This window comes from Chryseobacterium sp. D764, assembly GCF_019317325.1.
GTDB lineage: Bacteria > Bacteroidota > Bacteroidia > Flavobacteriales > Weeksellaceae > Chryseobacterium.
Window position 1 is genome coordinate 4,456,338 of sequence record NZ_CP079219.1, and the last position, 25,049, is coordinate 4,481,386.

The following is a 25,049-nucleotide window of genomic DNA, read 5'->3' on the forward strand; positions in this document are numbered from 1 at the left end:
GTTTTAAATGTTTTTAGGTATAAAAATAATATTGTTGATGTACTGAGTTTTATTTTTTTCGTCGTTTGTATTTTGTGTTATGATATCTTCTGTAAGACTTTCCAGGGTAAAGCTGTTTCTGTTCAGATATTTCGCTTCATATCCCCAGCTTATTACTTCAGATATTTCATTCCATATAGGAGTCTGGTGGTGTCTTTGTTCCATCTCAACCATTAATGTCGGTGTGAACTGTCGGATGGTTTCTCTTGCTCCTAAAAGTGTTTTTATTTCGTTTCCTTCAACGTCTATTTTGATAAAATCAAGCCTTTTGAAATGTTCCAGTGCAGCCCATTCATCCAGTTTGATCACTTTTACTTTTTCCATATAGCTTTTTTCTTCTCCTTTTTCCTTGTATGAAGTGTTTAAAGTACCGCGGGAAGCAATTGTTTTTCCGTTAATAATAGGTACTTTGAACTCGGCCATTATGTTTTCGTCAGAAAGAGCCAGAGGAAAAATATGCATTGCAGGAAACAGTCTCTTTAATCTACGGTAAAGCTTTTTATTAGGTTCAAAACCATAAATGTTATCGTGGTTCAAAGTGTTTTCCAATTGATATAGGAAAGTTCCCACATTAGCACCAATGTCCAATATAACAGCATTCTTAGAAAGGTATTCTTTGATCCATACCAGTTCCGGCTCTACATTACGTTCCGAAAAATTATTTTTATTAAGATTATTTAACGTTTTAAAATATCTTTTTTTATAGAAATTCGGACTTATATATTGTAGTTTTTCTGCGATTTTTTGGTATAAAGACATTCGTAAGCGTTTTGACGAACAGCAAAGATAAGCAAAAATGTAAAACTTTTCTTAAAAAATGTTAAATATAATAGATTGATTCTCAATAATTATCTTTTGTTTCTGTTTTGTAATCAGTTGTTTTTTAATGGATTTTAAATTTGTCACAGAAACATCTCTATACCCTGAATGTTTGTAAAAGATTCAGAAATAGAAAGTTTATTACCAGTTATCTGTGAAAACTTGTGTTACCTGCTGGTAAAAAACATCTGTGTTTCAGGATAAATTAAAGAAAAGGAGTGTTCAGGAAATCATTGAATGGTTTCATCAGTTTGAAAACTTTATTCATGTTTTTCACAGCATTTTTATCCAGTACTTCCTCATCTTTTAAAGAGTATACTACAATGAAATTTTTAAGTTTCAGATATTCTCCCATAGGATCCTCTTTCTCGAAACCTTGCGGGATTTTTTTCAGTTTGTCGTCCTGGTCAAGTTCCGGGAAGTGCTTTTTAAAATCCTTATTATTGAGAATTTTAAGGAAATCATCACCATACAACGATATTTCTTTACGTACTTCTTTCAGAACTGAAGATTCTGGCATATAGATACCTCCGGCTAAAAAGGATTTTCCAGGTTCCATATGAAGATAGTAACCTCCTTTCTGATTTCCTTTTCCCATTCCCAGAGATGCTCCGAAATTGGTTTTATAAGGAGATTTGTCTTTTGAAAATCTTGTGTCTCTGTAAATTCTGAACAAGGCTTTTTTACTGTCAATTTTAGCAAGTTCTTCATCAAAACCTGACATCTCTTTAATCAGTTCATCCAGAAATGAAACAACGTTTTGCTGAGATTCAGTATACAGGTTTTTATTTTCATTAAACCATTCTCGGTTATTGTTTTTATTTAATTTGTTTAAAAAATCAAATGTTTTGGAAGAAATACTTGCAGACATATTGTATTAGGTGTTTTTTATCGTTGTTAAGTGAGATTTATAAAGGCTTCTCAACCCCGAATCCCGAATCTCACAACTCAAATTTACAAAAACTATTCATATCTCAATGCCTCAATAGGATCAAGTTTTGAAGCTTTCAGCGCGGGATAATACCCGAAAAATACTCCCGTCACGGCACATACGATAAAGGAAACAATAATGGAAGATTCCGTAATGAAAGTAGGCCACGAAAGGAAAAAAGTAACCAGTTCTGAAGACAGAATACCTAAAAGTACTCCAAGAATTCCACCGGTAATACTGATAAGCACAGCTTCAATAAGAAACTGGTACAGGATATCTTTTCCTCTGGCACCAATAGACATTCTCAGCCCGATTTCTTTGGTTCGTTCCGTAACGGATACATACATAATATTCATAATTCCGATTCCGCCTACAATAAGCGAAATACCGGCAATAGCAGATAACAAAACGGTCAGAAGCTGGCTGGTGGAACTCATGGTAGAGATAAGCTCAGCCTGAGTTCTCACACTGAAATCATCATTGCTTCCGTCGACAGGAAGTTTATGTTGCTTTCTCAAAATTTCTGAAACCTGATCGGTAGCCTGCTGTGAAGTATTTTCACTGGAAGAAGCTGCATAAATGGTCTGAACATAGGTGATTCCTAAAAATCTTCTCTGAACAGTGTTGAATGGTGCAATAATGACATCGTCCTGATCCTGCCCAAATGCATTGGAGCCTTTTGGAGCCAGGATTCCGATAACTTTCATGGGAACTTTATTGAACCTGATAACGGCTCCTACGGGATCTTCACCATTGGGAAATAAATTATTGTAAACCGTTTGCCCTAAAAGACAGACCTTATTGGAAGATGACACATCTTTTCTGGTGAAAGAGTTGCCATTCGCAATGCTCCAGTCTCTGATGCTGAAATATTCTTCATTCACACCTTGTAATTGAGTAGGCCAGTTATTAGGCCCGTTGATAGACTGTCCATTAGTTTGTACAGCAGGGGAGACATAAGAAACATCAGGAGCTCCTTTTGAAATAGCGTCTGCATCCTGCGGTCTCAGTGTCTGTAATCCAGAAGCCCCGATTCTGGCCCCTCCGGAAACATTCACATTACTGGACGGACGTATGGTAATCATATTGGAGCCCATAGAAGAAAGCTGATCACTGATGCTTTTTTTTGAACCTTCTCCAATGGCTGTCATTGCAATTACCGAAGCCACACCGATAATAATACCGAGCATGGTTAAAAATGCACGAAGTTTATTCCGTAGGAGGGCTTTCCAGGCAATTCTAAAGAGGTTTGAGAGGTTCATTGTAATAAATTTTCAGTTTAAAACTATTTGTAATCATCATTTACCGGAAGGTTTTCGAGGGCTTCTCTGGCAGATTTGATTTGATCATTATTGACATCTTTAATGACTTTTCCATCCCGAAGAGTTACTGTTCTGCTGCTGAAAGTGGCAATATCAGGTTCATGAGTTACAAAAACGATGGTTCGTCCCTGTTTATGCAGATCCTGCATGAGTGCCATGATTTCATAGGAAGTTCTGGTATCCAGGTTTCCGGTGGCTTCATCTGCAAGGATCATTACAGGTTCGTTTACCAAAGCTCTGGCGATGGCAACTCTTTGCTGCTGCCCTCCGGACATCTGATTGGGAAGATGATCAATCCTGCTTTCAAGTTTTACCGCAGTCAGAGCCTGTATAGCTCTTTTGTGACGTTCTTCAGTAGATGTTTTTGAGTTATAAAGAAGCGGAAGCTCTACATTTTCTTTTGCTGTGGTCCTTGGAAGAAGGTTGTAAGACTGAAATACAAAACCTATTTTTTGATTTCTGAGAACAGCAAGCTCATCGCGGTCAAGATTCTTAATATTAACCCCATCCAGGCTATAATCACCTCCAGAGGGTTTATCCAGGCAACCAATAATATTAAGCAGGGTAGATTTTCCGGAACCGCTGCTTCCCATAATGGTAACGAATTCACCTTTCTCTACTGTGAATGTGACGCCTTTCAGTGCATGAACAACTTCTTCACCCATCTTGAATTCTCTTTTCAGATCTGTGATCTCCAGAATTTTTTCTGCCATGACTTTTGTTTTTAGGTTTTCTAGTTGCTTAGGCTTGGTTTGAATTATTTTGGTCCGCCGCCACCGCCACTGTTTCTATTGTTTCCGCCCCCTCTTCTTTGAGGCATAAATGGACTTTTAGCCTGCCCGCCGGATGATTTTTTTGAAAGAACTTTATAGCCGGTGATGATATTGTCGTTTTTATTTAACCCTGAAACAACCTGTATTTCGGTGTCATTATCCATTCCGGTTTTTATTTTTTTGCGGGAAATAGTACTGTCTTTAGTAATGATCCAGACGGCTGCCTCACTTTTATTCTCTGTTTCTTTACCCTGTTTCTTCCATTGTCCTTTTTCATGTTTTTTACCATTGGCAAAGGGAGGATTTATTTTATATTTTTTGATAATCAAACTATCTGGTCTGAAGCTGGTTGCTGCTACCGGAATTTTCATGATACTGTCTAAAACCTGCGTATAAATTGTAATATTTGCCGTCATTCCCGGCTTTAGTTTTAAACCCGAATTATCTGCGTTGATAATGGTGGTATAATTCACCACATTCGATGAAACGGTAGGGTGAAGACGGACTTCTGAAACCTCACCATCAAAGGTTTCATCCGGAAAAGCATCTACCGTAAATGTTGCTTTCTGACCTACTTTTACATTTCCTATATCAGCTTCATCTACAGAAGCACGTACCCTCATTTTGGTAAGATCTTTAGCAATACTGAAAAGGGTAGGAGTACTGAAGCTTGAAGCTACGGTCTGCCCCTCACTTACATTTCTGTTGAGAACAGTTCCGTCAATAGGGGAATAGATATTAGTAAGAGACAGGTTTTTGTTGGCAGTAGAAATCTGAGCATTTACAGATCCTACCTGTGCTTTCGCAGCATTGTACTGATTGGTTGCATTATCATAATCTGCTTTACTGATAGCTCCCACTTTGTACAGTTGTGACTGTCTGTTGATGTTAATTTCGTTGTAAGCAAGATTGCTTTTTGCATTTTGCAGGTTGGCTTTGATCTGCTGTGACTGGAACTGAAGCAGATCCGGATCTAAAGTAGCCAGTAGTTGGCCTTTTTTCACTGTAGAATTAAAGTCAACATAAATATTTTTAATGATTCCTGATACCTGAGTACCTACTGCAACGGTATCTACAGGCTGAATGGTTCCTGTAGCAGTAATGGAATTTGAAATTTGTCCCATTTCAGGCTTTACTGTTTCCAGCTGGATTTTTATTTCTTTTTCTCTGATGAAAAAAAACCAGGCTGCACCTATTGCAATGATGCCGCCCACAACCCAGTACAACCATTTTTTATTCTTTGTTTTCATAGCTTACTTTAGATTTATAGGGTTACCTGCGTAAAATTCGTAGATCTGTTTATTGAGAATTGCAGTGTATTTTGCCTGAAGGTAATTCTGGACAGACTGTATATAAAGCAATCTTTGCTGCTGAAGCTGTACATAATCAATGCTTCCGATTTTCATCTGAGCATTCACAATATCATAACTCTGTTTGCTGATGTCCATTTGCTTGTAGGCAGAATCGTACTGGGATAGCGCATTCTGGAGATTAATGTAAGATTGTTCTACCTGCTGATTAAGGACCGTTTTTGTATTCAGTAAATCAAGATTGGCCTGTTCAATCGCTATTTTCGACTTCTCAATCTGTGTTTTGTAAATTCTGTTGTTGTAAATCGGAATTCCAAGGCTTAATCCAATGGGCATATAAAAGTTATTTCCCAACTGATTAAAGTAATTTCCATTTCCATTAGAATAGTTGGTGGAAATATTTCCTGTCAGACTCAGGGTAGGCTGAATGGAAGCTTTGGTCATTTTTAGATTTGTATTGGAATTTTCTACGTTAAGTTCCCCGTATTTTATTTCCGGACGTTGGTTTTGTGCCAGATTTTGAACATCCTGTAAGGTTTTCAGCTGATCATCTACAGCAATGCTGTCGGGTTTTACAACCTGAAAATCATACCCTGAGGGAAGCTGCAGGATTTGTTTTAAATTAACAGTATTCGTGCGCAGATTGTTTTGAGTAGCTGTCAGGTTATACTGATCCTGAGCAACTTGTGACTGGATCTGTAGATAATTTAATTTGGAAAGGCTTCCGGCTTTATACAGCTGGTCACCTTGTTTCAATTGAGTTTGTGTTGTTTTCAGAACATTTTCAAGAGAAATAATATTTTCCTGATTCATCAGAATATTCAGATAAGCCTGGGTGATCGTGAGGGTAATGTTGTTTTGTGCTTCCTGGACGGATAAGTCTGCCATCTGAACCAGCAGATTTTTTGAGGCTTCATTGTTTTTAATATAATTGGCATGATAAAGGGTCATGGAAGAATTGGCCCCGATACTTTGAGATTGTGCACCTGTCATATGAAGACCGTCACTTCCGTTGACAGCAAAAAGTCCTTGTGAAACGGTTCCGCTTAAATTGGGATATTTTGCATCTTTTGCCTGAAGGAGATCCTGTTGGGCAGCATTTTTTGAAAGTCTTAGAGAATTAATGGAAATATTATTCGCTTTTGCATATTCAATGCAATTTTCCAGAGTCCAGGCGGCCGGATAATTGGGTGTTTGGGAAAATATTTCCAAGGCCATGCATAAGAATATCAAAAAGAAAAATTTGCGTTCCATGGTTTTATTTTTGAAAATTCATAAATAACACAGAAAAAATCAATCCAATTTAATAAAAAAAAATAATGTTTAACAAGTTTTTAACCTAAAGCTGGTTTTTTTACATTTAATTTTCAAAAAATTAAAAATATATTAAAAGATTCTGAATTTAAGATTGTATATTTAAAACTTTATTCAAAAACAAGTCAAATATTTATTGTATCTTTGCAAAAATTTTAAAATAGTTAATGAATTTATTTACGGAAACCAATTTAAGTCCTGATATCCTTAAGGCAATTGGCGAACTGGGCTACGAAAGCCCAACAGAAATCCAAAAACAGACTATCCCTTTTATTCTTTCAGATATTCGCGACTTGATCGCACTTGCGCAAACAGGGACAGGCAAGACAGCAGCGTTTTCGCTTCCGATTTTGGATATGATTGACGATACGAGTCGCAAAATCCAATTATTGGTGCTTTGTCCGACACGGGAATTATGTCTTCAGATTTCGAAGGACATAAAGAATTACTCTAAGTACATGAAAGACATCAAAACTACTGCAGTTTATGGTGGAAGTAGTATTGTAGATCAGATGAGATCTTTGAAGGATAAACCACAGATTATTGTGGGAACTCCGGGAAGAGTAATTGATCTTATCAACAGAAAGGCATTAGACTTTTCTGCGATTCATTGGTTAGTATTAGACGAAGCTGATGAAATGCTTTCTATGGGATTCAAAGACGAATTGGAAACCATTCTAAGCGAAACTCCGGAAACTAAACAAACTTTCTTATTCTCTGCAACGATGAATAAAGAGGTGGAAAGAATTTCCAAAAATTACCTTACAAAACCACACCGTATTTCAGTAGGTTCTATCAACGAAGTGAAGAAGAACATTACTCACGAATACTATGTAGTAGGGTACCGTCAGAAAAAAGAAGCGTTGAAGAGATTGATCGATGCTAATCCTAATCAGTACTCCATTATCTTCTGTAGAACGAGAATGGAAACTCAGGAGGTAGCAGATTTCTTAATGCAGAACGGTTATGCAGCTGATGCTCTTCATGGTGATCTTTCTCAGGCGCAGAGAGATACGGTAATGAAGAAATTCAGATTGAAAAACATTGATATTCTTGTAGCGACAGACGTTGCAGCAAGAGGATTGGATGTAAACTCTCTTACACACGTTATTCACTTCTCTTTACCAGATGATCCTGAAGTATTCGTTCACAGAAGCGGAAGAACAGGTAGAGCTGGAAAAGACGGTATTTCTATGGCTTTGATAAAGCCTGAAGAAAGCAGAAAACTGAAACAGATCAAATCTGCAACAAAAATTGAAATCAACGAAAAATTCATTCCTACAGGTGAAGATATTATCAAAGCTCAGGTAGGAGGTGTATTCGAAAAATTATTGACGGAGCACGAGGATCTTTTCGAATTTGATGATAGCTTAATTCCTGATCTAAGCAAATTTACAAAAGAAGAATTGGTGCACCAGCTGCTACAGTTTCAATTGAAGGATCTTGCTTTATATTACAAAGATAAACACGATCTTGCTGAGCAGAAGTTTAGCAGCAGAGATGACGATTACTCAAGAAGAGACCGTGGACGTGATAGAGACAGAGATAGAGGCCGTGACAGAGAAAACAGCCGAGACAGAGATCGCGGTGGAAGAGACAGAGATCGTGGTGGAAAGCCAAGAAGAAGAGATGAGAATATGGTAAGATTCTTCTTTAATCTTGGAAAAAAAGACCAGTTGAAGAAGCTTGATGTTTTGGATATTATCAATAAGGCTACAGGTGATGGAAAATCCAAGAAAAGAGCTGAGATTGGAGATATCGAAATCTTAGAAAAATTCTCTTTCTTTGAGGTTGAAAAATCGTTTAAGGACAATGTCTTGAGCAATATTCAATCAATGAAGTTCAAAGGAAAAGATATGAGAGCTGAAGTTGCAAACTAAATCTCATCAATTACTATATAAAACCGGCGTTAATGCCGGTTTTTTTATTTGATAATCAGGAGTTAAGCGAATGTTAACAAAACTTAATGTCATATAGTTTCACGTACAATCCTTTTTTAGGAAATTTGCACTCGAATTATAAATACTAAAAAATGGGAATTGGTAATATTTTCCACGCTTTTCAACCAAAAGATAAAATCTTCTTTGTACTTTTCGAAAAAGTAACTGAAAATCTAGTTGCAATGTCAGAAGATTTCAACACAGGAATCAAGGATTTCGATCTTAATGATGATTCTATGCTGAAGAAAATGAGTGACTTCGAACACAAGAATGATGAACTTACTCACGAAATTTTCGTAGAATTAGGGAAAAACTTCATTACACCTTTTGACCGTGAGGATATCCACACATTGGCAACAGGACTGGATGATATCGCTGATTATATCTACGCTTCCACAAAATATATTTTCCTTTACAAATCACCTGAGATGAAGGCTTATTCAGACTTCTCTTTATTGATCCATAAAGCATGTCTTGAAATTCAGAATGCAATGAAAAACCTTAAAGGGTTCAAAAATATGGAACAGGTGAAAGAAGCTTGTATTAAGGTGAACTCTATTGAGAATATTGCTGACGATTTGCTTTCCAATTCAATGGTAGACTTATTTGAAACCAATGATGCGATCAACATTATTAAAGTTTCATCTGTATTGAACTACCTTGAAATTGTAACGGATAAAGCAGAAGATGTTGCCAATACAATTGAGAACATCATGATTAAATACGCCTAATACATAGCAAAAAATGGAATTTCCGATTTTACTTGTAGTTATTGTTGTGTTGGCCCTGATCTTCGATTATATCAATGGTTTTCATGATGCAGCCAACTCAATTGCAACTATTGTTTCTACAAAAGTTTTAACTCCATTCCAGGCTGTACTTTGGGCAGCACTTTGGAACTTTGCAGCGTTCTTTATTGCTGCTTATATTATTGGAGAATTCAAAATTGGTAATACAATTGCCAAAACAGTTAATGAGAATTTTATTACTCTTGAGGTTATATTTTCCGGTCTTATAGCGGCTATTGCCTGGAACCTTCTTACATGGTGGTTCGGAATCCCTTCATCATCATCACATACGCTGATCGGAGGTTTCTTGGGGGCAGCTCTTATGCATGCTTTCATGATGGATTATCATGCCGTGGCTGCAGCACAGCCGGAGCTTGGGATATGGGAGACCACTAAGGAGGCTTTCGTTCAGGTAACCCATCAGGGTGTGGTGAAGTTTGACAAAGTGATTCCTATCTTCCTGTTCATTTTCATGGCACCGATCATAGGGATGATTATCTCCATCATTATTACATTGATTATTGTACACCTTTATAAAAAATCAAACCCGCACAAAGCAGACAAATCTTTCAAAAGATTACAGTTGGCATCGTCAGCATTGTTCAGTTTAGGACACGGCTTGAATGATGCTCAGAAAGTAATGGGAATCATTGGGGCAGCGGTAATTTATTATCATGTTAACATGCTTCAGGATGCTCAATATTTGAATATTCCTTCTGCCGAACGTTTTGATTATTTTGCTCAACATTATATTTGGGTTCCTTTAGTATCATTTATTGCAATTGCCTTAGGGACAATGAGTGGTGGTTGGAAGATCATCAAAACAATGGGTACCAAGATTACGAAAGTAACTTCATTAGAAGGTGTAAGTGCAGAAACTGCAGGGGCTATTACCCTGTTCATTACAGATCACTTTGGTATTCCTGTATCTACTACACATACGATCACAGGTTCTATCATCGGGGTAGGATTAACGAAAAGAATTTCAGCAGTAAGATGGGGAATTACAGTAAGTCTTCTTTGGGCTTGGGTACTTACCATTCCAATCTCTGCAATAGTGGCAGCAATTACCTATCTTGTGGTAACCTTCCTTTTCTAAAAAACAAATCATATAATTATATAAACTTTGTCCGTTTGGGCAAAGTTTTTTGTTTTATAAAGCCCCGAAAAATCGTATTTTTGTTCAAATTAAAAGATTTTATGGAATTTTTAGACAGATACCAGCAGATTGTTGCGGACGCCATCACTAAATATACTTTTAAAGATAAACCTTCGGAGCTGTATGACCCGATGAATTATATTATTTCCCATGGTGGAAAGCGTCTTCGTCCTATTATGGTGCTGATGGCTTGTGAGATGTTCGGCGGAGATCTTACGCAGGCAATTAAGCCCGCTTTGGCTATCGAGTTTTTCCATAATTTCACGCTGATCCATGATGATATTATGGATGAAGCTCCTTTAAGAAGAAATAAGCCTACCATTCATACTTTACACGGTCTTAATGTGGGAATCCTTTCCGGAGACGGATTGATGCTTAAAGCCTATAAGTTTTTTGAGGATCTGGAGCCTGAAATCTTTAAAGCATGTATCAGAATATTTACCCATACCGGGCTTCTGCTTTGTGAAGGGCAGCAGTATGATATCAACTTTGAAACTCAGAAAGACGTTACTTTTGATGACTACATCAGAATGATTACTTATAAAACAGGAGTTTTGAGTGCTTCTTCATTTGAGATTGGCGCTTTGATTGCAAGAGCAGATTTTAAAGATGCCAAAGCTATTTTCAATTTCGGAAAACATATCGGAATTGCATTCCAGATTATGGATGATTATCTTGATGTATTCGGTGATCAGGCACAGTTTGGGAAAAAACATGCCGGAGATATTTACGAAAACAAGAAAACCGTTCTGTATTTGTTGGCAAGAGAACATGCTACCGATGAAGAAAGAAAAGAGCTGGATTACTGGTACTCTAAAAAGACGGAAAATGTTGATAAAGTCTATGGCGTAGAAAAGATATTCAGAAGAACAAAAGTAGATGAAAAAGCGTTACGTCTGATCGAAAAACATAATGAAATCGGACAAAGCTATCTTCAGAAAATAGATGTTCCTGAAGAAAAGAAAAAACCTTTTATCGAACTGGCAAATTATTTGTTGAGAAGAGAAAGTTAATAGAGGTAGTGGATAGTAGGTAGCAGGTAGCAGCATTTACCTGCGATCTATTTCCTGCAACCTAATCCCTATACAATGAAATTCAGAACAGAAGTTGATATTCCTGCCTCAGATAAGAAGATTGAGATTGAAGATAAAATATTTTCAATAGGCTCATGCTTTGCCTCTGAAATGACTGATTTACTTCATGATGGGCAACTTCAGACCCTTAACAATCCTTTTGGGACGATATTTAATCCTTTTTCAATCAATAATGCTATCAACAGATTACATGATTCTGCGTTTTATGAAGAAGAGGAACTGATTACCTATAATGAAGAATATATTTCTCTGGATCATCACACCAGTTTTGATACCCGGTATATTCATCAGACCTTAGATAAAATTAATGGAGCTATTGAAGCAGGAAATTCCTTTCTTCAGGAAGCTGACTGGATTATTATTACCTACGGATCCTCATTTATCTATGAGTTTCTTCCCAAGAACAAACTGGTGGCCAACTGTCACAAAATTCCACAAAAGTTTTTTGAGAAAAGACTGCTTTCCCATCAGGAACTGACAAGTTCTATTTACCAGACGATTCTTGACCTTAAAGATATTTGCAAAGAGGGAATACAGATCCTGTTTACCGTTTCCCCAGTAAGACATATTAAAGATGGAATGGTAGAAAACCAGCTAAGTAAATCCAAATTAATTACAGCCATCCACGAGTCTATTTCTCTCTTTGAAGACTGTCATTATCTGCCGGTCTATGAGATTTTAATGGATGACCTCCGGGATTACCGTTTTTATAAAGAAGATATGATTCATCCAAGCACACAGGCGGTTAATTATATTTTTGAAAAATTTGGAAATGCCTATTTTTCAGTTGATACCCAGAATTTTATTAAAGAAAACTTTAAGATTATTAAGGCACTGGAACATAAAACCAGTGATAAGAAAGACCCTAAGTTTATAGAATTCAGAGAGAAATTAGATCAAAAAATTGAAATTCAGCGTAAAAAGGTAAAACATAAAATTTTTTAAATGCTTGATTTTACTGGAATTGACTATCTGAAAAGTGGGAATGAGAGACAGAAAAGGGCTTATGAAGTTCTTGAAAAATATCAGATTTTTGAAAAATTAAAGAATTATTCACCCATTTTAGCAGGAACTGTTCCTATTGAAATTGATATAGAAGGAAGTGATCTGGATCTTATTTTTGAGATTGATTTAAGATTTGAAGAAGACTTTCTGAATGATTTAATGACTAGCAGGTTTATTCCTTACGATGTGGACGTGGAGCATCCCATTGTAAACGGCGAAAAATGCATTACATTGAATTTTGTACTGGAAGGGTTTCCCATCGAAATTTTTGGACAGAATAAGCCAACAAAAAAGCAAAATGCTTATCTCCATATGGTGGCTGAATATAAAATATTAAAGGAAAAAGGAGAAGAATTTAAACAAAAAATAATAGAACTTAAAAAGCAGGGAATAAAAACAGAGCCGGCTTTCGGAATGTTGCTGGGGCTTGAAAATCCTTATGAAGATCTATTGAAATTTTAAATAAAATGATTGATACACATACACATCTATACGCAGAAGAATTTGATGAAGACAGAAAAGAAGCTATTCAAAGGGCTTTAGATAAAGGAATTACAGAATTCTATCTTCCTGCTATCGATTCTGAATCTCATGGGAAGATGTTGCAGCTGGAAACAGAATATCCGGGACAAATTTTCTCAATGATGGGGTTACACCCTTGTTATGTAAAACCGGAATCGTGGGAAAAAGAACTTGAAATTGTAAAAAATTATCTCGATCAGAGACATTTTCCTGCAATTGGGGAAATCGGGATTGATCTGTATTGGGATAAAACAACTTTGGATATTCAGGTGAAAGCTTTTGAACAGCAGATTGACTGGGCCATAGAAAAGGATCTTCCGATTGTGATTCATACAAGAGAAAGCTTTGATGAGACATTTGAAGTGCTGGAAAGAAAAAAACACCCGAAGCTGAGAGGAATTTTCCATTGCTTTTCAGGAAATCTGGAACAGGCACAGCACGCTGTTGACCTTAATTTCATTTTAGGAATTGGTGGAGTAGTAACGTTCAAAAACGGGAAAATAGACCAGTTTCTGAATGAAATTCCACTGGATAAGATTGTTCTGGAAACAGACTCTCCTTATCTGGCGCCGGTTCCCCACAGAGGAAAAAGAAATGAAAGCTCCTACCTTGATCTGGTAGCCGGTAAACTGGTGGATATCTATGGGAAAGATTTCTCTGAGATAGATCGCATCACTACAGAAAATGCAAAGAATCTTTTTCAGTCATAAAGGTTCTCAACTTTAAGATAAACAAAACCCTCTTCAATTTTGAAAAGGGTTTTATTTTTATTTCTTTCTGGTAAAATTCTTGTTTTTAGGCTTTTTGAAACCTACTGAAGCTCCTGTAGAAGGCTTCTTACGGTTATTATTTGGCCTTGAATTATTACTGTTTCCTGTTGTTTTAGGTTTCTCACCACCTGCATGAAAAGGTTTGTTGTTAGAATCCCTTTTCTGGGCAATCAAATCATCAGTATGGAACGGATGGTCTTTGATCACAGGAATTTTCTTCCCAATCAATTTTTCAGTATTCTTTAAATTCAAAAGATCAAGTCCGTCTACAAAAGATATAGAATTACCTTCAGCTCCGGCTCTACCTGTTCTTCCGATTCTGTGTACATAGGTTTCGGAAACATCGGAAAGTTCAAAATTGATCACGAATTTCAATTCATCAATATCAATTCCTCTTGCTGCAATATCCGTGGCAACAAGAACTCTTGTTTTTCCGGATTTAAAGTTATTCAAAGCATTTTGTCTCGCATTCTGAGATTTATTACCATGAATGGCTTCAGCAGAAATATCGTCTTTCTGAAGTTTTCTCGAAATCTTATCTGCACCGTGTTTTGTTCTTGCAAATACCAATACAGAATCTGAAATATCATTTTGAAGAATGTGAGAAAGCAAATTCAGTTTGTTATCTTTTTCTACAAAATATACAGATTGTTTAATGGTATCTGCTGTAGAAGAAACCGGAGTTACTTCTACTTTTACCGGATTATTCAGGATAGAATTAGCCAGTTTCTGGATTTCAGCCGGCATTGTTGCAGAAAAGAACAAAGTCTGTCTTCTCTGAGGTAAAAGTTTGATGATTCTTTTTACATCATGTACAAATCCCATATCCAGCATTCTGTCTGCTTCATCAAGAACAAAGATTTCAAGGTTTTTTAAGCTGATGATGCCTTGAGCAATAAAGTCAAGAAGTCTTCCTGGTGTTGCTACCAGAATATCAATTCCTTTTCTCAAAGCAGCTTCCTGGTTTCCTTGTTTTACCCCTCCAAAAATAACAAGTTGTTTTAATGGAAGATATTTACCATAAGCGTTAATGTTTTCCTCAATCTGAATGGCCAGTTCTCTGGTTGGTGTAAGGATTAATGCTTTTATATGTTTATTGGGAATTTTATTTTTGGATAAATTCTGTAGAATAGGAATAGAAAAAGCAGCTGTTTTACCAGTTCCTGTCTGCGCGCAGCCTAAAAAGTCTCTACCGTCTAATATATCAGGGATCGATCTTTCCTGGATAGGAGTAGGAGTCGTGTATCCCTGTTCCTGAATTGCTTTTGCAATAGGTTCTATTAAGTTTAAGTCTGTAAAATTCAAATGAATTATTTTAAAATTTAAATAAAAATTCCTTCAGTCTGAAAGAATTACATTCTACAAAGGTAGTCTAAATATTTTTAAGTATCTTATTCCACTTTTTTAGACTTATTGACTATTGGAAAAAAGAAATGGCCACCCAAATATGAGCCGCCTTTTTTTCTATTAAATGTCTGAAATTTATTTAAATCTATATCCTACACCAGCCTGCAGAAATCCAATTTTAATAGGAACTGCATTGCTTTTATTCATTTCTATAAAATTGAAATTATATCTGGCATCAACAAAAAACTTCTCATTAATCTTATATTCTGCACCCAGGAAAGGAAATAAATTCAAGGTTTTTAAAGATTCATAATTGTGGGTTTCTGCCTCATCAAAAAGATTATCCATTTTTACTTTGGATGATATGTTAAACCCTAAGTTGATTCCTGCAGATGCAGAAAGTTGTGGAACAATATAGTATTTTAATGAAATAGGAACCTGTATCTGATTGAATTTGTAATCAAAGTTCATATTACCCATGCTTACCACTTCACTGCCAACCAACTGATACCAGGGATAAGCATCTTTACCACCCAATTGAGTATACAGTAATTCAGCCTGCAAACCAAATTTAGAAGATAAAGGTTGTTCTGCTACGATACCTGCATAGAAATAGGATTTTGAATCCAGCCCAGTTCCAAAAAATTTCATATTGGATAAGGAATATCCTCCTTTTACACCAAAGCTCATAGATGTCTGGTCTTTTGTATTTTCTTGTGCATTAAATAGTGCTGAGAAAGCAAATACTGCAAGGAAAAAAATGTTTTTCTTCATGTTTATTTTAAATGGTTATTAATTTTACAAAAAAATAATTCCTCCAAATGAAGGAATTACTGTTACAAAGATAATTTAAATATTTTTTTAGTGAAACTATTTCACTTTAGTCCATTCCTGGTTTTTTCTTAAGTTTTCAAAAAATTGATAGACTTCTGAAAGCTTTTCACTTCCGTGTTTTCCATAGTCTTCAATATTTTTTGAAGTACCGTCAGCGAATTTGATTCTTAAATAAGAGGTTGGAAGATCGGTAATGTTTCGCTCACCATATTTGTCGTTTAAGTTTTTTGCATTGAGCCCATCCAGCAAACTGATTAGTTTATTGTAATCCTCTTCCTTGATTGTTCCTTTAAAAGTTCCTTCGCGAGGCTTGGAAAATTCATCTTTTGAAGGTTTATCATTAAAATTAAAATGTTCTGCTTCAAAAACTGCTGTTCTGTCCGGACTGATAGTCATTTTAAAAACAGGACAGAATCCAAAACAGGGAGTTGCCTCATATTCAATAGCAGAATATTTGGAATTTACTTTCTGAGAAGTACACGAAAATAAAAATACAAATGCGCAAAGGCCCAGTAAATATTTCATAGTTTTTTCAATTTCGGAGATTCTCCCAATAATTGTTCCAAAAGACAAAATTTTCCTTTGTTTTTATGTTAAATATATATGGAAAACCTGCTTAACCTTTTATTTTAACCATTAAGATTGTATTAAGATGTTAAGAATATGAAGATAAGCTTCGCTTTACGCTTAAAAATCAGAATGATTTACTTAACTATACTTTATTTTTTAAATCCTTCTTAATGGTTTAAAATATTGTCTAAAAGAAATAGAATTAATTTTATTAAAAAACAGCCTCAGATTTTTCTAAGGCTGTTTTGTATGTTGCAGTTCCATTCTAAAATAAAACTGGTGAATCAATGTTTTTTCTATCCGTGCAATTGTTTCCAGATGGCGTCTTTAAGTTCCATAAGGCCTTCTCCGGTAACTCCTGAGAAGAACAAAGGCTGCTTGTTTTCAGGAAACTCTGCTGCAATTTCTTTTTTCAGTTCATCATCCAAAAGGTCAGATTTTGATACAGAAATAATAAAGTCTTTATCTAAAAGTTCAGGATTGTATTCTTTTAATTCATTCTCCAGAATTTTAAATTCCTGGTAGTGATCTTCAGAATCAGAAGGAATTAAAAATAACAAGATAGAGTTTCTTTCAATATGTCTCAGGAATCTGTGTCCTAAGCCTTTTCCTTCTGCTGCTCCTTCAATAATTCCCGGAATATCAGCCATTACAAAAGATTTGTAATTTCTGTAATCTACAATTCCAAGGTTAGGAGTCAGAGTAGTGAAGGCGTAATTGGCAATTTTTGGTTTTGCTGCAGAAACAGATGCTAAAAGTGTAGATTTTCCAGCGTTTGGAAATCCAACAAGTCCTACATCGGCCAAAATTTTAAGCTCGAAGACAACATAGCCTTCTTCGCCATCCATTCCGGGCTGAGCAAATCTTGGAGTCTGATTAGTAGAAGATTTGAAAAATTCATTTCCTCTTCCTCCTTTTCCACCCAGCATCAAAATTATTTCCTGCTTGTCATCAAGGATTTCTCCGATAATTTCACCTTCTTCATTTTTAGCGATAGTCCCAATGGGAACATCAATATAAATATCAGAACCGTCAGCTCCTGTAAGCTGGTTTTTCGCTCCGTTTTCACCTCGTTCTGCTTTTATGTGACGGGTGTATCGAAGTGGAAGCAAAGTCCATTCATTAGCATTTCCTCTCATGATGACGTGTCCGCCACGACCTCCGTCGCCACCGTCAGGACCACCTTTAGGGATATACTTTTCACGGCGAAGGTGGGCAGAGCCAGCACCTCCGTGTCCGCTTTTACAATGGATCTTTACGTAATCTACAAAGTTAGACATATAGTTTGTGTTGCGAGTTGCAGGCTACGGGACGAAATTTTCTATCCCGCACCCGTATCCCGATTATTTAATTTTCTCTACTTCAGCGAAAAGTTTTTGGGAAATTTCATCAATTTCTCCAACACCGTTTACCTCTACATATTTACCCTGCTGCTTATAAAGCTCGGCAACTTCTGCTGTTTTAGTATAATATTCTTTAATTCTGTTTTCGATGATCTCTACATTGCTGTCGTCTGATCTTCCACTGGTTTCACCTCTTTTCAGAAGTCTTTCAACCAAAATTTTATCCTCTACTACCAATGAAAGACAGATGTCAATATTGTCATTCAGTACTTCCTTAACGATGGTTTCCAAAGCTTCTGTCTGTGCAGTTGTTCTTGGATATCCGTCAAAAATAAAACCATTGGTATCAGTAGGTTTTTTGATCTCATCGATCAGCATATCTGTTGTTACCTGATCCGGAACCAATTCTCCCTTATCGATGTATGACTTAGCCAGTTTTCCAAGTTCAGTGTCATTTTTCATATTGTATCTGAAAAGATCACCTGTTGAAACCTGTTTTAAATTGAATTTCTCGATTAGATTCTGAGCTTGTGTTCCTTTTCCACTTCCTGGAGGGCCGAACAGAACAATGTTTATCATAATGTTGATACGCTTCCAGCCACTAGTAATACACTGTTGGCTTTTAGCTTTTTTAAGTTAATATTTTACTTTTATTTCGATTAAGTTTTAAAGCTAACAGCCAATAGCCAGTAGCTAATGACAATAATTAATGGTTGATTTGTCCGTCTTCCAATTGATATAAATTAGGTAGGTTTCTTCCCAATTCATCATAATCAAGTCCGTATCCAAGTACAAATTTGTTTGGAATTTCCATTCCGATATAATCCAGCTTGAAATCTTTCTTGTAAATCTCAGGTTTCAGTAAGAAACTAGCCAGCTTTACAGATTTAGGACGTTGTGTTTCCTTAAAATATTTGAAAAGACTCTCAACAGTGTTTCCTGTATCTACGATATCTTCTACGATAATAATGTGACGGTCTCTTACATCTTTGGTAAGTTCCATTTTCTGATAAACAATCCCTGTAGATTCAGTTCCTACATAAGAACTCATTTGAATGAAGGCAATTTCACATTCCCCCGGGTAATATTTTAAAAGATCTGAGAAGAACATCACCACCCCATTTAAAACGCCAATGAAAACAGGCACTTCATCTTTGTAATCTTCATAAATTCTTAACGCTGTCTCTTTTACAATTTCCTGAATTTCGGCATCCTTTAAATAAGGAACGAAAGTTTTGTCGTGAACTTTAATGCTTTCCATAAAATTTTTAGTAGGAGGCAAAGTTACGGATTTTTGATTAAAATACTTTCCTGTTTTTATTAGTTTGACAGTTTGATGGTTTCGGGATGACAAAGTGAGGGATTATGATGAAGCCTGTTTAAATCAGAATAAGTATAAGTCATTGAACAACATAGGAAGCTATAGCCTTAGAAAAATGAATTCTTTGGAAGAGAATAAATAACCGGTGTTTAAGTGTGGAAGAAAAAAGAGATGATAAATATCCTGATAATTTATGAAAAAATGAATATTGCGGAAAATGAGTATCTTTGTTCCTTCAAAACCCAAAATACGGACATGTAGGATATCATTTCTTTCAGATTCAATAAAACAGTAACGAAGATGTTACTGGTGTTCAACCATTTTTTAAGAAAGAAATCATGATTTTACTACAAAATATATCCTTTGGGTTTCCGGGAGGAGATCTTCTATTTAATTATACCCATTTAACGATACCTTCTCACACCAAATCTGCATTGGTGGGAAGTAATGGCATGGGAAAATCAACCCTGCTGAAAATGATCGCGGGTGAAATACAGCCTTTAAGCGGAAATATTACTACTTCAGGTTCTGTTTTTTATATTCCTCAGATGTTTGGGAACTTTAATCATCTTACTATTGCTGAATGTCTTAAAATAGATCAGAAACTGAATGCGCTCCAAAAAATTACCAATGGAGAGGTTGATGAAATTTATTTTGAAATTCTCAATGACGATTGGGATATTGAAGAGCGTTGTCAGCAGGCATTGGAACATTGGGGACTTGACAATTTTGAACTGTCTCAAAAACTGGAAGGCCTGAGCGGCGGTCAGAAAACCAAGGTCTTTCTTGCCGGCATTCAGATCAGTCAGCCTGATATCATCATATTGGATGAACCTACTAACCATTTGGATCTTGATGGAAGGAAGATCCTGTATGATCTTATTGATAAAACAGATGCAACAGTAGTTATTGTAAGCCACGACCGGACTTTGCTTAATCTTGTTGATACCATCTTTGAATTAAGCAATCAGGGAATTGCCACGTATGGAGGAAACTATGATTTCTATGCAGAGCAAAAAGAAGTAGAGGAAGAAGCTTTATATAATGATATCCATGCAAAAGAACGGGCCTTGAAAAAGGCGAAAGAGAAAGAAAGGGAAACACTGGAACGGAAACAGAAACTGGATGCAAAAGGAAAGCAAAAGCAGGAAAAATCCGGTGTTGCACGAATTATGATGAACACGCTTCGGAATAATGCTGAAAAAAATAGTTCAAAGCTGAAAAGTGTGCACGCAGAGAAAATCAGCGGGATTTCAGATGGTTTGAGAGACCTGCGTTCCTCCTTAAAGAATTCTGAACAGATGAAAGTGAACTTTAATGATTCCAATCTGCATTCAGGGAAGATTTTAATTACGGCTGAAGATATTAATTTCAATTATGGAAATGGAAATCTATGGAAAGAAAATGTCAACCTTGAGATCCGAAGCGGGGAAAGAATTTCTATCAAAGGTTCGAATGGCTCAGGAAAAACAAGTCTGATAAAACTTCTGTTGGGAAATACTGAACCTTCCGAAGGAATAATAGACAGAGCGGAGTTTAACAGCATCTATATTGATCAGGAATATTCGCTGATTGATAATGATTCTACTCTTTATGATTTTGTCCAGACCTTTAATGATCATGCACTGCAGGAATTTGAGGTGAAAACATTACTGTCCAGATTTTTATTCGGTAAAGATACCTGGGACAAAAAATGTGGAATGCTGAGTGGAGGGGAGCGTTTGCGCTTGCTTCTATGCGGACTTTCCATCAGCAATAAAGCTCCGGATATGATCATTCTTGATGAACCCACGAATAACCTGGATCTTCAGAATGTGGAAATTCTCACCCATTCCATTAAAGATTATCATGGAACGCTGTTAGTTATCTCGCATGATGAAGTTTTTCTGGAAGAGATTGGGATTGATCGGGAATTGATGCTTGGCTAAGTGATTATTTGTATAATGTGGAATATATTCAATAGGGGAGGGTTTTAGCTCGTCTTCATTATCAAAACAGTTTCATTGGCTTTGTCCAAAACATGTAAGAAAATCTGGAAATTTATTTCCAGGTTTTTTTATAAATTTTAAGTAACATAACCTTTGTTATTGCGGGCAAAGCGAAGCAATCTCTATCCAGCCTGTAAATTTCCCTGTTTTATTTTATTCAGAATAATATCCATCTTTTGAGGCAGGTCATAATCACCTGAAAGCTCAATCAAAGGAGTATTCATCTCAGACAGCCATTCCAGATGGGCTTTTAGTGTTCTGTTGGCAACACCTGTATTGTGATCATAATCTTTAGCCCAATCCATAAACTCCTGGAATTTTTCTGCTCTTTCCGGATGGGTAATAATTTCTTCGCCATATCTTTCATACTCTCTTTTTCGCAGTCTGTCCAGTCGTACTTCAGGAGGAAGATAGAGGAAAATAATCAGGTCAAATGCCGGAAATACATTTTCACCCCAATGAATGATTGAACCTCCAAAAATCCAGCTGTCTGTGGAGTGGAGTTTATCTGAAACAGCTGCGTTTCTTATTTCCGGGTTTTGTCTTTCTGTAAAGGGATTTGATGTGGTAAGCCAGAAAAAATCATCACTGTCAAAGTATTCAAGATTGAGTTCCTCAGATAATGCTTTTCCTAAAGTGGTAACCCCGGAACCTGAAGCTCCGAAAATATGTATTCTCATGACTTTTTAAGTTTATTAAAGCTGCTGAAATTGAATGATCTGCGAGAGTCTTTATGATTTTAAAATCCAGTTATAGATCTCATTCAGGACTTCTTCTCTTATGGATTCATTTAAAATCTCATGACGCATTTCCGGATAGATCTTTACTTCCACATTCTGAAAACCGTCTGTTTTTAAATTGTTGACTGTATACATTACGCCTTTTCCAAAATCACCTATTGGATCATTCTGTCCGCTTACAAACAGAAAAGGAAATGACTGAGAAATAGTGGCAGCCCAGTTTCTCGCCGTAGCTTTTTTATAAACAGTAAATAAAGTATAAAAAGCGTTATGGGTAAACGGAATTCCACAAAGTTCATCCTGCTCAAAAGCTTTTCTGTTGTTAGGATTTACGCTCAGCCAGCTGGTATCACTGAAATCTTTATCCTTTTTAAAATGTTTGTTATTAACGCTCGTAAAAACAGAATTCAAAAAAGTACGATGACGAGGGGCGATGGCATTGGTTAATGATAAATAAACTCTCAATACATCTATTCCCGGTAAAGGCCCGCCGGTTCCTGTAATAATAGCTCCTGCAAATTTAGTGCTTGCTTTTTGAAGAAGACATCGTGTAATAAAAGATCCCATAGAATGCCCCAAAATAAAATGCGGAACATCCGGATATTGCTCTGCGAGATAATCTGCCATCATTTCTGCATCTGCAACAAGTCTTTCATCCGGTTTTTCAAGCTGAAAGAAACCAATGTCTTTTTTCTCTTTGACAGATTTTCCGTGTCCCAAATGATCATAGGTCAGTACAGCAATGCCATGACTGGCAAAATATTCTGCAATTTCCGCATACCTTCCACTGTGTTCCTGCATGCCGTGAACAATGAGAAGGGTGGCTTTTGCTGTTTCCGGAGAGAATAGAGTGTGGAAAAGCTGAGACTTACTGTCTGTAATCGATGATAAATAGGTTGAGTGTTGGGATGAGGTCATAGCAATTGGAATATTATTTTATTTCAATTTCTGGAAGTTTATAATTTCCAACAATTTCAATTAATTTTGAAGTATTGGCTTTTAAATTATTAAAGAAAGAATCCATATTTTCCGGGTATCCTCTTTCACTCATTGCAAAAAGAAGAATACCTTTATTTTTACCCTTATTAACAAGTTTATAGCGGTAAATATTTCTTTCTGCAATTAATATCTCCTTGCCATCCTTTGAATTTTCACTGATAAGAAAATCTAAAATATACTCTCCATTATTTTCAAAAATCTGATAATTGACAACAGGGTTGTTTTTTTTCATCTCCTGAAGTTCACCTACTTTTTGATCAACAATATCTTTAAGATTGAAATCCCCTTTTATAAAGTCGATTAAAATCATGCTACCATATTTATTGATATTTTCATTTGAGCTTAAATATTCTTGCTTGTAGTAATTTTCATTGGGATGCGAGCTCCAAACAAGATTATATTCTTTTTGATTCAATTTGATAGGACCCGATATATTTAGATAATCATTTACTTTATTTTGAGCATTTACATAAAGCAGAGGTACTATTAAAAGTAAAATCAGAATTCTTAATTTCATTTTGTATAATTTCTAAAGTAAATATAACCCATTTTATATACTTGTGAAAGTAAAATTATATATATAAAGTAATATTCAACCTCATGATTTTCATCCCAACTCAAAATAAATATCCTCTATAATTTGGTCGTCATTTTTTTTAAAAGTAATTTTGCACGAATCTAAAAACAAAAGTAAAATATGTCAACTTATGTAGTTGTAGGTCTTCAGTACGGAGATGAAGGCAAAGGAAAAATCACGGATGTTTTATCAGCAAAATCGGACTATGTAGTACGTTTCCAGGGTGGAGATAACGCAGGTCACACGGTTTATGTGGGTGAAGAAAAATTCGTTTTGCACCTTCTTCCTTCAGGAGTTCTTCAATGCAAAGGGAAATGTATCATTGCGAACGGAGTAGTGGTAAACCCTAAGTCTTTTATTAGAGAAGTTGGTCAGATCGAGAGCAAAGGCTTGAGAACAGATCACATCTTTATCAGCAGAAGAGCGCATGTGATCATGCCTTACCACATCCTTTTGGATACTTACCGTGAAGAGGAACACGGAGGAACTCAGATTGGAACTACCAAAAAAGGAATCGGACCTTGTTATGAAGATAAAATTGCAAGAATCGGGATCAGAATGGTAGATCTTTTAAATCCAGAAATTTTAAGAGATAAAATTGAGAAAAACTTAAAAGTTAAGAATTCTCTTTTTGAAAAATATTACGGAAAACCAACATTAGACGTTGAAGAAATCTACAACGAATATTTAGCAATCGGAAAACAGCTTCAGGACAGAATCGTTGATACTGAATTAGAGCTGAACGAAGCGATCAGAGACGGTAAAAACGTATTATTCGAAGGAGCACAGGCGTTGATGTTGGATATCGACTTCGGTACTTATCCATATGTAACTTCATCTTCTCCGTCTACAGGAGGAGTTTGTACAGGAGCTGGTGTTCCGCCAACTTCGCTTCAGAACTTAATCGGTGTGGCAAAAGCATACTGTACAAGAGTTGGAAACGGTCCTTTCCCTTCTGAATTAGATAACGAACTGGGTGAGAAAATCAGACAGATCGGTGGTGAATTCGGAGCTACTACAGGTAGACCGAGAAGAACAGGTTGGTTAGACCTTGTTTCTTTAAAGCACGCTTGTATGATCAACGGAATCAACAATCTTGTGATCACTAAGCTTGACGTTCTTACAGGAATTGAAAACCTGAAAGTAGTAACACATTATAAAACTGAAGACGGGAAAATTATTGATTATTTCACTTCTTCAACAGAAAAGCTATACAATTACGAGCCAATCTATCAGGATTTACCAGGTTGGAGCGAAGATATTACAAAAGCAAGAAGCTATGATGAACTTCCTGACACTGCTCAGAAATACATCGAGTTTATTGAGAAATACTTAGGAATCAATGTATACTTAGTTTCTGTAGGTCCTGAAAGAAGTCAGAACATCATCAGAAAAGAATTATTCTAATTTCTTAGACTATAAAATAACAGAGAGACTATCATTGGATGGTCTCTTTTTTTTGTTTAAAAATTAATGAATTTCGTTTTTTACCTGAATTAGTCACCCCATGTCAAGGTTCTAAACCTTGACATGGGTGCAGCTTA

At 36.1% G+C, this 25,049-nt stretch carries 24 protein-coding genes; 9 read left to right on the top strand and 15 right to left on the bottom strand.

Annotation, left to right across the window (positions count from 1 at the left end; all coding sequences use genetic code 11):
* Positions 1-3 precede the first annotated feature (3 nt).
* The 6 genes from KYG33_RS20310 to KYG33_RS20335 all read right to left on the bottom strand — a co-directional run bounded on the left by KYG33_RS20310 (position 4) and on the right by KYG33_RS20335 (position 6,448).
* Positions 4-798, bottom strand: a complete 795-nt coding sequence (locus KYG33_RS20310) for an FkbM family methyltransferase (protein WP_180565299.1) — start codon at positions 796-798, stop codon at positions 4-6.
* 265 nt (positions 799-1,063) lie between these two features.
* Positions 1,064-1,729, bottom strand: a complete 666-nt coding sequence (locus tag KYG33_RS20315) for a DUF2461 domain-containing protein (protein ID WP_077415745.1) — start codon at positions 1,727-1,729, stop codon at positions 1,064-1,066.
* 92 nt (positions 1,730-1,821) lie between these two features.
* Positions 1,822-3,051: an ABC transporter permease gene (locus KYG33_RS20320; protein ID WP_047380899.1), complete on the bottom strand. Its 1,230-nt coding sequence runs from the start codon at positions 3,049-3,051 to the stop codon at positions 1,822-1,824.
* Positions 3,052-3,074: 23 nt separating this feature from the next.
* Positions 3,075-3,824: an ABC transporter ATP-binding protein gene (locus tag KYG33_RS20325; protein WP_219072321.1), complete on the bottom strand. Its 750-nt coding sequence runs from the start codon at positions 3,822-3,824 to the stop codon at positions 3,075-3,077.
* 44 nt (positions 3,825-3,868) lie between these two features.
* Entirely contained in the window at positions 3,869-5,134 is a 1,266-nt protein-coding gene (locus KYG33_RS20330) for an efflux RND transporter periplasmic adaptor subunit (protein WP_219072322.1), read from the bottom strand.
* A 3-nt stretch (positions 5,135-5,137) separates the two neighbouring features.
* Positions 5,138-6,448 carry a TolC family protein gene (locus KYG33_RS20335; RefSeq protein ID WP_219072323.1) on the bottom strand — a complete coding sequence of 437 codons (1,311 nt, stop codon included), beginning with the start codon at positions 6,446-6,448 and terminating at the stop codon, positions 5,138-5,140.
* A gap of 227 nt (positions 6,449-6,675) precedes the next feature.
* Here KYG33_RS20335 and KYG33_RS20340 point away from each other — a divergent pair, with 227 nt between their 5' ends.
* From KYG33_RS20340 to KYG33_RS20370, 7 genes are all read left to right on the top strand, one after another.
* A complete protein-coding gene (locus KYG33_RS20340) occupies positions 6,676-8,388 on the top strand; it encodes a DEAD/DEAH box helicase (RefSeq protein WP_077415737.1) in 1,713 nt (570 codons plus the stop codon).
* A 152-nt stretch (positions 8,389-8,540) separates the two neighbouring features.
* Positions 8,541-9,179, top strand: a complete 639-nt coding sequence (locus KYG33_RS20345) for a DUF47 domain-containing protein (RefSeq protein ID WP_047374124.1) — start codon at positions 8,541-8,543, stop codon at positions 9,177-9,179.
* 13 nt (positions 9,180-9,192) lie between these two features.
* Positions 9,193-10,335 carry an inorganic phosphate transporter gene (locus KYG33_RS20350; RefSeq protein WP_077415735.1) on the top strand — a complete coding sequence of 381 codons (1,143 nt, stop codon included), beginning with the start codon at positions 9,193-9,195 and terminating at the stop codon, positions 10,333-10,335.
* A gap of 101 nt (positions 10,336-10,436) precedes the next feature.
* The gene (locus KYG33_RS20355) at positions 10,437-11,408 is read left to right on the top strand and encodes a polyprenyl synthetase family protein (RefSeq protein ID WP_077415733.1); all 972 of its coding nucleotides are present in this window, start codon (positions 10,437-10,439) and stop codon (positions 11,406-11,408) included.
* A 75-nt stretch (positions 11,409-11,483) separates the two neighbouring features.
* Positions 11,484-12,434, top strand: coding sequence for a GSCFA domain-containing protein (locus tag KYG33_RS20360; protein WP_077415731.1), 951 nt, complete (start codon positions 11,484-11,486; stop codon positions 12,432-12,434).
* Positions 12,435-12,956, top strand: a complete 522-nt coding sequence (locus tag KYG33_RS20365) for a DUF4269 domain-containing protein (protein WP_077415729.1) — start codon at positions 12,435-12,437, stop codon at positions 12,954-12,956.
* A 5-nt stretch (positions 12,957-12,961) separates the two neighbouring features.
* Positions 12,962-13,726 carry a TatD family hydrolase gene (locus KYG33_RS20370; protein WP_077415727.1) on the top strand — a complete coding sequence of 255 codons (765 nt, stop codon included), beginning with the start codon at positions 12,962-12,964 and terminating at the stop codon, positions 13,724-13,726.
* Between the two features lie 57 nt (positions 13,727-13,783).
* Here KYG33_RS20370 and KYG33_RS20375 read toward each other — a convergent pair whose 3' ends face one another.
* The 6 genes from KYG33_RS20375 to hpt all read right to left on the bottom strand — a co-directional run bounded on the left by KYG33_RS20375 (position 13,784) and on the right by hpt (position 19,141).
* Positions 13,784-15,091, bottom strand: a complete 1,308-nt coding sequence (locus KYG33_RS20375) for a DEAD/DEAH box helicase (protein WP_077415725.1) — start codon at positions 15,089-15,091, stop codon at positions 13,784-13,786.
* 177 nt (positions 15,092-15,268) lie between these two features.
* Positions 15,269-15,907, bottom strand: a complete 639-nt coding sequence (locus tag KYG33_RS20380) for a porin family protein (RefSeq protein WP_077415723.1) — start codon at positions 15,905-15,907, stop codon at positions 15,269-15,271.
* Positions 15,908-16,003: 96 nt separating this feature from the next.
* Positions 16,004-16,492, bottom strand: a complete 489-nt coding sequence (locus tag KYG33_RS20385; RefSeq protein WP_180565304.1) for a DUF6438 domain-containing protein — start codon at positions 16,490-16,492, stop codon at positions 16,004-16,006.
* Positions 16,493-16,833: 341 nt separating this feature from the next.
* Entirely contained in the window at positions 16,834-17,817 is a 984-nt protein-coding gene (obgE, locus tag KYG33_RS20390; RefSeq protein WP_077415721.1) for a GTPase ObgE, read from the bottom strand.
* A gap of 63 nt (positions 17,818-17,880) precedes the next feature.
* Complete coding sequence (locus tag KYG33_RS20395; protein ID WP_077415719.1) at positions 17,881-18,459, bottom strand: adenylate kinase; 579 nt, start codon at positions 18,457-18,459, stop codon at positions 17,881-17,883.
* A 127-nt stretch (positions 18,460-18,586) separates the two neighbouring features.
* A complete protein-coding gene (gene hpt / locus KYG33_RS20400) occupies positions 18,587-19,141 on the bottom strand; it encodes a hypoxanthine phosphoribosyltransferase (protein WP_077415717.1) in 555 nt (184 codons plus the stop codon).
* Positions 19,142-19,539: 398 nt separating this feature from the next.
* On the opposite strand from hpt, the gene KYG33_RS20405 reads away from it, so the two are divergent.
* Entirely contained in the window at positions 19,540-21,129 is a 1,590-nt protein-coding gene (locus KYG33_RS20405; RefSeq protein ID WP_219072324.1) for an ABC-F family ATP-binding cassette domain-containing protein, read from the top strand.
* A 182-nt stretch (positions 21,130-21,311) separates the two neighbouring features.
* Here KYG33_RS20405 and KYG33_RS20410 read toward each other — a convergent pair whose 3' ends face one another.
* The 3 genes from KYG33_RS20410 to KYG33_RS20420 are packed head-to-tail and all read right to left on the bottom strand — an operon-like array spanning position 21,312 to position 23,445.
* Positions 21,312-21,869: an AAA family ATPase gene (locus KYG33_RS20410; protein WP_219072325.1), complete on the bottom strand. Its 558-nt coding sequence runs from the start codon at positions 21,867-21,869 to the stop codon at positions 21,312-21,314.
* A gap of 51 nt (positions 21,870-21,920) precedes the next feature.
* A complete protein-coding gene (locus tag KYG33_RS20415) occupies positions 21,921-22,847 on the bottom strand; it encodes an alpha/beta fold hydrolase (RefSeq protein WP_077415711.1) in 927 nt (308 codons plus the stop codon).
* A gap of 13 nt (positions 22,848-22,860) precedes the next feature.
* Positions 22,861-23,445, bottom strand: coding sequence for a hypothetical protein (locus KYG33_RS20420; RefSeq protein ID WP_077415710.1), 585 nt, complete (start codon positions 23,443-23,445; stop codon positions 22,861-22,863).
* Positions 23,446-23,625: 180 nt separating this feature from the next.
* Between KYG33_RS20420 and KYG33_RS20425 the strand changes: the two genes are divergently transcribed.
* The gene (locus KYG33_RS20425; RefSeq protein WP_077415708.1) at positions 23,626-24,912 is read left to right on the top strand and encodes an adenylosuccinate synthase; all 1,287 of its coding nucleotides are present in this window, start codon (positions 23,626-23,628) and stop codon (positions 24,910-24,912) included.
* Positions 24,913-25,049 lie beyond the last annotated feature (137 nt).